The sequence below is a fragment of the Methylobacterium brachiatum genome, assembly GCF_900113845.1.
Lineage (GTDB): Bacteria > Pseudomonadota > Alphaproteobacteria > Rhizobiales > Beijerinckiaceae > Methylobacterium > Methylobacterium brachiatum.
This window is the reverse complement of record NZ_FOQW01000021.1, coordinates 15104-26011: the sequence shown is the minus strand read 5'-3', so window position 1 is coordinate 26011 and position 10908 is coordinate 15104. Positions and strand designations below refer to the sequence as shown.

Annotated in this window: 7 protein-coding genes; 2 read left to right on the top strand and 5 right to left on the bottom strand. The window is 68.5% G+C overall.

The window, feature by feature from the left end; translation table 11 throughout:
• Positions 1-126 precede the first annotated feature (126 nt).
• Positions 127-1668, bottom strand: a complete 1542-nt coding sequence (glgA, locus tag BMZ47_RS23395) for a glycogen synthase GlgA (RefSeq protein ID WP_091864426.1) — start codon at positions 1666-1668, stop codon at positions 127-129.
• Positions 1669-1888: 220 nt separating this feature from the next.
• Positions 1889-3472: an alpha-amylase family glycosyl hydrolase gene (locus BMZ47_RS23390; RefSeq protein ID WP_007560579.1), complete on the bottom strand. Its 1584-nt coding sequence runs from the start codon at positions 3470-3472 to the stop codon at positions 1889-1891.
• 321 nt (positions 3473-3793) lie between these two features.
• Here BMZ47_RS23390 and BMZ47_RS23385 point away from each other — a divergent pair, with 321 nt between their 5' ends.
• Positions 3794-6334, top strand: a complete 2541-nt coding sequence (locus tag BMZ47_RS23385; protein WP_424974586.1) for a glycogen/starch/alpha-glucan phosphorylase — start codon at positions 3794-3796, stop codon at positions 6332-6334.
• A 64-nt stretch (positions 6335-6398) separates the two neighbouring features.
• Here the strand turns inward: BMZ47_RS23385 and BMZ47_RS23380 are convergent, their stop codons facing one another.
• The 3 genes from BMZ47_RS23380 to BMZ47_RS23370 are packed head-to-tail and all read right to left on the bottom strand — an operon-like array spanning position 6399 to position 8799.
• A complete protein-coding gene (locus BMZ47_RS23380) occupies positions 6399-7442 on the bottom strand; it encodes an SGNH/GDSL hydrolase family protein (protein WP_091864424.1) in 1044 nt (347 codons plus the stop codon).
• 38 nt (positions 7443-7480) lie between these two features.
• The gene (locus tag BMZ47_RS23375) at positions 7481-8404 is read right to left on the bottom strand and encodes a ferredoxin reductase domain-containing protein (RefSeq protein WP_091864423.1); all 924 of its coding nucleotides are present in this window, start codon (positions 8402-8404) and stop codon (positions 7481-7483) included.
• Positions 8405-8433: 29 nt separating this feature from the next.
• Positions 8434-8799 carry a hypothetical protein gene (locus BMZ47_RS23370; protein ID WP_091864422.1) on the bottom strand — a complete coding sequence of 122 codons (366 nt, stop codon included), beginning with the start codon at positions 8797-8799 and terminating at the stop codon, positions 8434-8436.
• An 865-nt stretch (positions 8800-9664) separates the two neighbouring features.
• On the opposite strand from BMZ47_RS23370, the gene BMZ47_RS23365 reads away from it, so the two are divergent.
• Entirely contained in the window at positions 9665-10807 is a 1143-nt protein-coding gene (locus BMZ47_RS23365; RefSeq protein ID WP_244536919.1) for a Fic family protein, read from the top strand.
• Positions 10808-10908: the final 101 nt, after the last annotated feature.

Sequence of the window (10908 nt, the reverse complement as noted above, 5' to 3'; positions counted from 1 at the left end):
TCCCCGAAGGTCACGGATTCAAAAGGTCCGTGACCTTTTGCGGGTCCAGGGCAGAGCCCTGGTGTCTCGGGGGCTTCCCAGCCCCCGCCCCCCCGCCAAAGGGCTGAGCCCTTTGGAAACCCGGCCTTACGCCGCGCGCCAGCGCAGCGCCGGGCTGTTGCCCATGGCGCGGGCGTAGAGGCCGGCATAGCTGTCGGCGGCCTGGTCCCAGCCGAACCGGGCGGCCATGGCGCGCCGGCGCATGGCGTTGAGGCGCTTCTTCTGGCCGAACGCCTCGAAGGCCCGGCGGACCGCCGACCCGAAGGCCGAGGCCGAGGCCTCCGCGAAGGTGAAGCCGGTCACCCCGTCCTCGACCGTGTCGGCCAGCCCCCCGGTGCGGTGCACGATCGGCAGGGAGCCGAAGCGCTGGGCGTACATCTGGGCGAGCCCGCACGGCTCGAACCGCGAGGGCATCAGCAGGAAGTCGCTGCCGGCGAACATCCGCCTGGCCTGGGCCTCCTCGAACCCAACATGGACGCCGACCGCGTCGGGGTGGCGCTTGGACAGGCCGCGCAGGGCCTGCTCGAACCGGCCCTCGCCCTGGCCGATCACCACGAGCTGGCCGCCCTCGGCCACGATCGCCTCGGCCGCCTGCAGGCTGAGGTCGATGCCCTTCTGGTGCACCAGGCGCGAGACGATGGCGAAGAGCGGCCCGCGCGAGACCGCGAGCCCGAATTGCTGGCGCACCGCCTCGGCATTGGCGCGCTTGCCCTTCCAGTCGTCGACCTCGAACCGGGTGGCGAGGTGCTGGTCGGTGCTCGGGTCCCAGCTCTCGTCGATGCCGTTGAGGATGCCGGCGAGCCGGCCCTGGCCGGCGCGGGTGCGCAGCAGCCCGTCGAGACCGCAGCCCATCTCGGGGGTCTGGATCTCGCGGGCATAGGTCTCGCTCACCGTGGTGACCTGCGAGGCGTAGAAGATGCCGGCCTTGAGGAAGGAGAGCTGGCCGTAGAACTCGGCGCCGTCGACCTGGAAGGCCGAATCCGGCACGCCGAGGCGGCCCAGGCTGTCACGGGGGAAGAGGCCCTGATAGGCGAGGTTGTGGATGGTCAGCACGCTCGGGATGCGCCGGCCGCGCCAGGCCAGGTAGGCCGGGGCGAGGGCCGCCTGCCAGTCGTTGAGGTGCAGCAGGTCGGCGGCCCAGTCGGAATCGGCGCCGGACGCGATCTCCGCGGCCGCGAGGCTCAGGCGGGCGAAGCGCAGGTCGTTGTCGCCGAAATCGCCGTGGGCGTCGCCGTAGGGCGTGCCATCGCGCTCGTAGAGCTCGGGCGCCAGCAGGACGTAGATGCGCAATCCGTCGGCGGCCTCGACCAGGCCGAGGTCGCAGGGCGGGACGCCCGCGAAGCCCTCGAGCCGGGCGACCACCGGGATCTCCGGGAAGGCGGCCCGGACCTGGCGGTAGCCGGGGATCAGGACGCGGATGTCGTAATGCGGCACCAGGGCCCGGGGCAGGGCGGCCGAGACCTCGCCGAGGCCGCCGGTCTTCACGAAATCGGCCATCTCCGGGGTGGCGTAGAGGATGCGGCGGCGCAGCGAGGCCGGCCAGGCCGGGTTGGTGAACTGCGCTGCGGCACCGCCGCTCTCGCCGAAGGACTCGTCGGCGAGCGAACCACCGCGAAGCGCGTCGTGCATGGGCATCGATCCTGGCCGGGCGGGATGCCCCGGTCGGGCAGAGGATCGGGCAGACACGGCTGTCACGGCCTCAACCATGTCCAATGCTCCTTCGTCGCAACAGTTCCGCTGCGACGCACAAAATAGGCCAGGGACAGCCTTAAGCATCGGTTACAGATTCGGCCACAGCTTGATGACTACGCTGCACTGCGACAAGAGATGGCAGGGGAGGGCCGGGTCCTCAGGCCCGGCGCAGGATCACCCCCTCGGCGGGTGCGAGGGCGAGGTGCGCCCGGATCCGCTCGCCCGCCCGGCCGGCGAGCGTCGAGAGCAGCACGCCCCAATCGCCCTCGGGCAGCGGCAGGTTCTGCGGGGCATCGCCGAAGTTCAGGATCACCCGCAGGCTCTCCCCGTCGGCGCTGCGCTCGTAGGCGAACACGTCCGCGGCCTCGACCGGCAGCCCCCGGTAGTCGCCGACCGCGAGCGCCGCATGGTCGCGCCGCAGCGCCAGGAGCCGCCGGTGCAGGGTCAGCATCGAACCGGGGTCCGAGCGCTGGCTCTCGACGTTGCGGGTCGCCCAATCCTCGGAGAGGGGCAGCCACGGCTCCGCGGTGGAGAAGCCGGCCTGCGGAGACTCGTCCCACTGCATCGGCGTGCGCTCCGGGTCGCGGCCGTGGCCGGGCTCGTTGCGCTCCCAGGGGTCCTGGGCGCGCCCCGGGGGGATCGGGACGTGGCCGAGGCCGATCTCGTCGCCGTAATAGAGGGTCGGGGTGCCGCGTAAGGTGAGCAGCAGCATCGCGGCGATGCGCGCCTGGGCCTCGCCGACCCGGGCGGCGATCCGCGGCTGGTCGTGGTTGCCCAGCACCCAGTTCGGCCAGCCGCCTTCGGGCAACGCCGCCTCGTAATTGGCCACGAGGTCGGCGACCGCGTCGGCCCGCCACGGGGTCTGGATCAGCTGGAAGTTGAAGGGCAGGTCGGCGCCGGTGAGGTCCGGGCCGTAATAGGCCACCAGCCGCTCGATCGGCAGGTAGATCTCCCCGATCAGCACCCGCTCGCCGTACTGGCGCAGCACCGCCCGCATCCCGGCGATCACGTCGAACACCTCCGGGCGGTCGGCGGAATAGACCTGGGTGAAGCGGTTGATCTCGGGCGTGCCCGGCGCGTAGTCGGGATTGGCCGGGTTGTCGCGGAATCCGGCATCCTTCATCAGGTGCCAGATCACGTCGACCCGGAACCCGTCGACGCCGCGCTCCAGCCAGAAGCGCAGGGCGTCGTGCATCGCGGCCCGCACGGCGGGGTTGCGCCAGTTCAGGTCCGGCTGCTCGGCCAGGAAGGCGTGGTAATAGTACTGGCCGGTGGCCGCATCGAGCGTCCAGGCCGGGCCGCCGAAATTCGACACCCAGTTGTTCGGCGGACCGCCCCCCGGGGCCGGGTCGCGCCAGATGTACCAGTCCCGCTTCGGGCTCGACCGCGACGACCGGCTCTCCGCGAACCACGGATGCGCGATCGAGGAATGGTTGGGCACGAAGTCGAGGATCACCTTGAGCTTGCGCCGATGGGCCTCGGCGATCAGTGCGTCGAAATCGGCGAGCGTGCCGAATAACGGGTCGATGCCGCAGTAATCGGCCACGTCGTAGCCGAAATCCGCCATGGGCGAGGGGTAGACCGGCGAGATCCACACGGCGTCGACCCCGAGCCAGGCGAGGTAGTCCAGCCGCGCCGTGATGCCCGGCAGGTCGCCGACCCCGTCGCCGTTCGTGTCCTGGAACGAGCGGGGATAGACTTGGTAGACGGTCCCACGCTTCCACCAGACGGTCTCGGTCATGCTGCCCCTCGCGAATCCCCGGGTGCAGGGTTAACCGCTGAGCCGCGCGCTGGCGACGGCTCAGATGCGCGCGATGCGGGCTGGCCGGGCCGGCCGTTGTGTCTAGAATGTCACGTAGTCGCGCCATATCTCTGGCCGCGTAGTCGCGCACCCCGGTCGGGGCGGCGCTGCCACGACTTCGCCCGGAAGCCGGCCGCACAGTCGCGGCTTCGGGGCTCGGATGTCCGCCCGTTCACGCGGTGGCAATCCATCAAAAGAGATAATCCGCCCACGATACCCCTGGCGCTAGCATCCAGGGAGCCGACTTTGGGGGACCTGCACGTGCTGAACGACGTTCTCACTCCGCCCGCCCCGCGGGACGCCTCGCGCGACGACAGCGCTTCCCAGATCCCGGCGCCCGCCGCCTGGACCGCGCCGCTCCTGTCCCAGACCGGCGATTCCGTGGTCGACCTGCGGGAATCGATCCGCGCCAAGCTCAGCTTCGCGCTGGGCCGGACGCCCGAGAACGCCCGTCCGCGCGACTGGTTCGCCGCCACCGCGCTGGCCCTGCGCGAGCGGATCGTGGCGGCCTGCATGGCCTCCGAGAAGGCCGTGCCGAACAAGCGGGTCTACTACCTCTCGCTCGAATTCCTGATCGGCCGGCTGATGTCGGACGCGATGAACAACCTCGGCCTCACCGAGACGACCCGGGCGGCGCTCCGGGAGCTCGGGGTCGATCTCGACGCCGTGCAGGATGCCGAGCCCGACGCGGCGCTCGGCAATGGCGGGCTCGGGCGGCTCGCCGCCTGCTTCATGGACAGCATGGCCAGCATCGGCATACCGGCGATCGGCTACGGCATCCGGTACGACCACGGCCTGTTCCGCCAATCCTTCGAGGATGGCTGGCAGCGCGAGGCGCCGGAGACCTGGCTCGCGGAGGGCAACCCCTGGGAGTTCGTCCGGCCGGACGCGACCTACAGGATCGGCTTCGGCGGCACCGTCACCCTGTCCTCGCCCGGCGAGGGCGTGATCCGCCGCCACTGGCAGCCGGCCGAGACCGTCCAGGCGGTCGCCCACGACATCCCGGTGGTCGGCTGGCGCGGGCGCCACGTCAACCGGCTGCGCCTGTGGAAGGCGGAGGCCGGCGAGCCCGTCGACCTCGCCCGCTTCAACGGCGGCGACCATGTCGGCGCGGTCGCGGCGCGCATGCGCGCCGAGGCGATCTCGCGGGTGCTCTATCCGAGCGATTCCTCGGCCGACGGCCAGGAGCTGCGCCTGCGCCAGGAATACTTCTTCACCTCGGCCTCGCTCCAGGACCTCATCGCCCGCCACGTCACGGAGCGCGGCGACGTGCGGTCCCTGCCGGACCACGCCGCGATCCAGCTCAACGACACCCACCCGGCCATCGCGGTGCCGGAGCTGATGCGCATCCTGATGGAGGACCACGACCTCTCCTGGGAGGATGCGTGGCACGTCACCACCAACACGCTGAACTACACCAACCACACCCTGCTGCCCGAGGCGCTGGAGACCTGGCCGGTGGAGCTGATGGAGCGGCTGCTGCCGCGCCACATGCAGATCATCTACCTGATCAACTGGATGCATCTCGAGGAGCAGGCCAAGCACGGCCGCCAGGACGCCGCCCACCAGGACGCCGCCTACCTGGCCTCGATCTCGCTGATCGACGAGGCCCATGGCCGCCGGGTGCGGATGGGGCACCTCGCCTTCCACGGCTCCCGCCGGGTCAACGGCGTCTCGGCGCTGCACACCGACCTGATGCGGTCCACGGTGTTCGCGCCGCTGCACGCCCTGGATCCGGACAAGATCGTCAACAAGACCAACGGCATCACCTTCCGGCGCTGGCTCCACAACGCCAATCCGGGCCTCACCCGGCTCGCCGTGGAGACGGTGGGCGCGGGCGTTCTCGACGATCCCGAGCTGCTCCGGGGCCTCGAGGCCCATGCCGAGGATCCCGCCTTCGTGGCGCGCTACGCCGCCGTGCGTCGGCAGCGCAAGGAGGCGCTCGCCAAGCTCGTGGCCGAGCGCACCGGCACCGACATCGACCCGGACGCGCTGTTCGACGTCCAGGTCAAGCGCATCCACGAATACAAGCGCCAGCTGCTCAACGTCGTCGAGACGGTGGCGCTCTACCAGGCGATCAAGGCCGAGCCGCACCGGGACTGGACGCCCCGGGTGAAGATCTTCGCCGGCAAGGCGGCGCCGAGCTACGTGCGGGCCAAGCTGATCATCAAGCTCGCCTGCGACGTGGCCAAGGCGGTGAACGACGATCCGGACGTCGCCGGCCGGCTGAAGGTGGTGTTCCTGCCGAACTACTCGGTGAGCCTGGCGGAGGCGATCATCCCGGCCGCCGACCTGTCGGAGCAGATCTCCACCGCCGGGATGGAGGCGTCGGGCACCGGCAACATGAAGTTCGCCCTCAACGGCGCGCTCACGGTCGGCACGCTGGACGGGGCCAATATCGAGATCCGCGACCATGTCGGGGCGGACAACATCTTCATCTTCGGCCTCGACGCGGCCGGGGTGCAGGCGCGTGAGGCCGAGCCCGGCTACGCCGCGACGGCGATCCAGGCCTCGCCGCGGCTGGCGGCGGCGCTGGACATGATCGCCTCCGGGCGGTTCTCGCCGGAGGAGCCGGGCCGGTTCCGGCCGCTCACCGACGACCTGCGCCAGCGCGACCAGTACCTGCTCACCGCCGATTTCGACGATTACTGGCGGGTGCAGCGCTCCATCGACGCCGCCTGGCGCGACCCGCGCGGCTGGTGGGCCAAGGCGATCCGCAACACCGCCCGGATGGCGTGGTTCTCGTCCGACCGGTCGATGCGCGAATACGCCGAGGAGATCTGGCGCGTCCGCCTGAGCTGACGTCCCGGCCTTATCGGGCTTCGCCCGAAGTCGGGGGCCTGCCCCGACACCCCGCCGAAGGGCCTCAGGCCCTTCGGAAACCCTTCAGCCGGCGCCAGAGCCGGTGGCGGAGCAGCGCGACGCGCTCGGCGAGCCCGAGCCGGCGCCGGACGAAGACGTGCGACACCCGCCCGAGCCGCGCGCCCCGGTCCGGCTCGCCCTTGCGCAGGGCGATGTCCGGCAGCGCGGCCTCCTGCGTGATCGTCAGGGACCGCGCGGCCGGGAACACGGCGCTGCGGTAGACCGAGCGCGTGTAATACGAGACTTCGTCGTAGGCGGTGATCGCGCGGGTCCGCCCGCGCGCCGGATCCCGGATCGTCAGCGTGCCCGCCCGCGGCCCGTAGGTCACGAGCAGGCCAATCACGTGGCGCGGGCGCCCGAGCGGGATCTCGACGCTCGCGCCCTCGGGAATCTCCAGGAAGTGCAGCGGGATGCCGTTGCGGCGCAGGTCGAACCCGCATTCCAGGCCGGGGAGGGTGCGCAGGGGCAGCGAGTCGAACCGGACCGGCAAGCCCCGGAACCGGTCGAGATAGGCGCGGCCCGGGGGCGGCGCCCGCATCAGGGCGTAGACCAGGGTGCCGTAGAGCTCGGCCCCGGCCGGGGCGACATGGGTCCCGTCCTTCAGCAGGTAGGTGATGTCGCCCGCCCCCGCTTCGGCCACCGGGGCGGCGATATCGAGATACGGGATGCCGTAGAGGGCGCGGTACGCGCCGAGCAGGCCGGCGACGGGCTCGGCCGCGTAATCGACCCCGCCCTGGTGGAGGTTGAGGAAGGCCACCGGCAGGTTCCGGCGCGCCGTCGCCGCCAGGATGTCGTCCAGATAGGCCCGCATCGTCGCGCCGTCGAAGTAGCGGACGTTGCCGGTGAACAGCTCCAGCAGGACATGGTCGCAGGGGATCGCGTCGAGGATCTCGTCGATCAGGCAGGCGATCGCGGGCAGGGAATGCCCGCCCCAGCCGCTGCGCAGGAAGGTGACCGGCCGCCCCTCGGCCGCGGCGAGGGCGTTGGCCCGCTCGACATAGCCCGGCAGCTCCGTGACGCTGTAGCCGAGGCAGAGCACGCGGAGCATCGGGGAATCCGCTCGGCCGGGCGCCGGGACTGCGGGGTTCAGTCGAGCACGATCGGGTAGCAGCGCGCGCCCACGGAAGCGGCGAGCACCTGCACGGCGCCGACCGTGGCGATGTCGCCGGCCACGTGGACGACGTCGGTGGCGCGCAGGCTCGGCAGGTGGGCGGTGAGCGGCCCGGACCGCACGTCCGGCGGACGCTGGCGGCCGCGATCGGCGCAGAGCACGATCCGGCCGACACCGGTGCGGCGCAGCCAGTCCAGGCTCTCGCGCATGTAGAGGTCGAGGGCGTCGCGGGCGCCCACCGCCAGGGCCATCTCGCGGGCGGGCTCGATGTAGCGGGCCGCCCGGGCGATCGCCCAGATCGGGCCGAAGCCGGCCCCGGCCGCCACCAGCACGAGGCGCCCGCCGCCGGGCCGGTACTGGCCGCGGCCGACGGGGCCCTTCAGGCGCACCGGCTGGTCGAGGCGGATCGCGTCGACCGGGCCGCCCTCGGGATCGCGGGGGATGTGGAACACCGCCTCGTTGATCTCGGCCGAGCCGTCGATCCGCAGGGTCGGGGACAGGGTCATCGCGGGCAGGCCCGCGAAGGTGACGAGGGCCTGGTGGCCCGGTTCGAGGTTCGGGCGCCGGGTCAGGGTGGCCACCACTTCGACGATGCCGGGGCAGAGCCGGCGGATCTCCGAGACGGTGCCCTTGCGGATCGCCACCGGCGGGGGCGGCGCCTCCTCCTGGCCCAGGATCGGGGCGCCGGGCAGGCTCGGCCGCAGGGCCTCGGCCCGGGCGCGACGGGCCGGCGGGCGGCGGCTCGACGGCGCGGCGCTGCCCTGGCCGGCGAGCTGGTTGGCGAGCTGCGCCTGGACGGGCGCGATCATGCCTTCGGCGAGCGCCGCCTCGAGTGGCGTGTCGCCGGTCGAGACGCGCACCGACCGGCCGTTGACGACGAGCGAGCAGCGCGCGCCCATGGCCGTACCCCGCTTGGTCTGGAGAGGGATCACCGGGCGCGGATCAGCAGCGTGTCGACCAGGGACGCCCAGCGCTCGCGGGTCGCCCGGACGTCGTCGCTCGCCGCGGACTCGGTCAGGAGCTGGCGCTGCGCCCGCAGGGCCTCGACCTCCTGCCGCTGGGCCCGGAGCACCGCCTTCATCACCTGCAGCTCGGTCTCGAGCCGGGCGATCTCGTCGGCCTCGTCCGATTCGGCGAGCAGGTCGTCCTGGGGGACGCTGGGACCGCGGGCCTCCTGGCCGGGCAGGGGCAACCGGGTCCGGGCCTGCTGCTCCAGCCGGACCGGCCGGGCGATCAGACGACGCACGAGATCCGAGCTGCCCGCCTGCTGGTAACGCCTCGCCGCCTCGGCCATCCGCCATCCCCTTCACGGGCGCCGGAGGGCCCGCCTGTCAACAGGAGCTTGCGCGGACATGGTTAAGGGGGACTTAAACCGATCGGCGGCATTCTCCCGGTCGATCGGTGCGTTTCGGGGAAGATTGCTGGAAGCCCTCTTGAGCGGTCTTCGGCTCAGACTTGGGCCTGCTGGCTTAACCGAATGGGAACTGGGGGCATCGATTCGCTCGATTTGGAGAGCGTCCTCGGGCGGAATAGGCAAATAGAAAAGGGCGGGAGTGATCGCGTCTTAGCCTTGCGGATCCGCAAACGGAGCGACGAGGCGCCTGCGGGCATGAAAAAGCCCCGCGCGGTTTCCGCCGGGGCTAGTGACCTACTGGGTCAACCTAGGAACTACCGCAAGCGGTTCTCCCGGTCCAGTGCCGTGGAAGCCCTCGGCAAGTCTCGGAACTACGTCAAGCGACAAACCGCAGTCAACTGCAGCTCGGCGCACGTCTCGCGACATTGAATTTTTACAGCAGAACTGCCGACAGCGCTACCCGCACACGGCCTACCATATCGGTCTTTTCCGCAGCTCACGGCCGCAGCGGCAAGGCTGAGCATCGTTCCCCTATCGCATCAAAGCGTGGCATTCGTCACTATTCGTACGAATTCAAAAACATCTTATTTTACAGGCACTTGATGACCTTGCTACTGCCACGCGTTATTTGATTTTCATTTCTGACGAATTTTGAAAGGCAACCGAGTTTGCCTGTCAGGCGTAAGAAGCAAAACGGTTTGATTATCAGAAACGCAGATTCTTGATAGACAAGCGGCGTTGTTTTGCGCTAGCTGCAATCAAAAGCCGTTGCCTATCAAACCGGCCACTTTTTGAGAGCCAAACCGTGAACCAGCCCTCCCCGAACGGGTACGATCTGCGCGATGCCGTTCCGTACCACTACGACAGGTTCCCCCCGGCAAGCATCGACTACGGGCGGCTGATGATGCTGGTGTCCAGCGCCTCCGAGGCGTTGGCACGCTACGACCAGATGCTGAAGGGCTTGCACAATAGCAGCCTGCTTCTTGCGCCATTGCAGAGCCAAGAAGCTGTCGTCTCATCACGCATGGAAGGGACCGTGAGTACCTTGGATGAGGTGCTACGGTATGAGGCTGACAGAGAGGACAGCGAGGGCGACGCCGAGACGAAATACAGAAGTGAGGCTATCGAGGTATGGCTTTATAGCCGCGCCCTCCGCCTTAGTCAGGAAAGAATTAAGGATGGTCAGCCAATATCTAAATTTCTCCTCCGGTCAACGCACAATGTCCTCCTTGGATATGGCCGCGGGGCAACAATGTCACCCGGGGAATTTAAAACCGAACAAAACTATTTGGTCGATAGATCTCGACGCAAAGTCTTATTTGTGCCAATCCGCCCAGAAAATCTAAATGACGGGCTGGATACCATGATGACGTTCATGGACAACCCTGATTGGGAGATATTGATACGCACGGCATTGGTGCATCTAGAATTTGAAGCGCTACATCCATTCAAGGATGGCAATGGCCGCATCGGGCGAATGCTAATTCCCTTGATGCTTTGGAAACATGGAAAAATATCTGAACCATATTTCTATATGAGCGGCTACCTTGAACAGCGCAGAGACGATTACATAGACAAGATGCGTGCGGTCTCTGCGAACAACGAATGGACTGAATGGATAATTTTCTTTCTTCAGGCAATTGAGGCTCAAGCTCACAAAAATCTACAAGTCGCAGAACAGATTAGATCGCTATATGAGGAAATGAAGGATCAATTTAGATCCGTTCTATCCTCTCAGTGGGGCGTCGCTGCGCTGGACTTCGTTTTTACGAGACCGGTGTTTCGAAACAACGTCTTTACTACAAGGTCGGGCATACCCTCAGCGACCGCTTACCGATTTGTACGAGCTTTGCAGGATGCCAAGCTTCTGGAGGTTGTTTCCCCGTCGGCAGGTCGACGGCCGGCGATGTACTCGTTCGAGCCGCTTCTGGCTTTGGTTCGCGGCTAACAGTCGGATGCTGTGACTCGGCGTTATACGAGGAACGTCCCTCAACCTACTCAAGGGTCTACCCTTGAAGGGGGCTTAAATCGATCGGCGACATTCGGGGG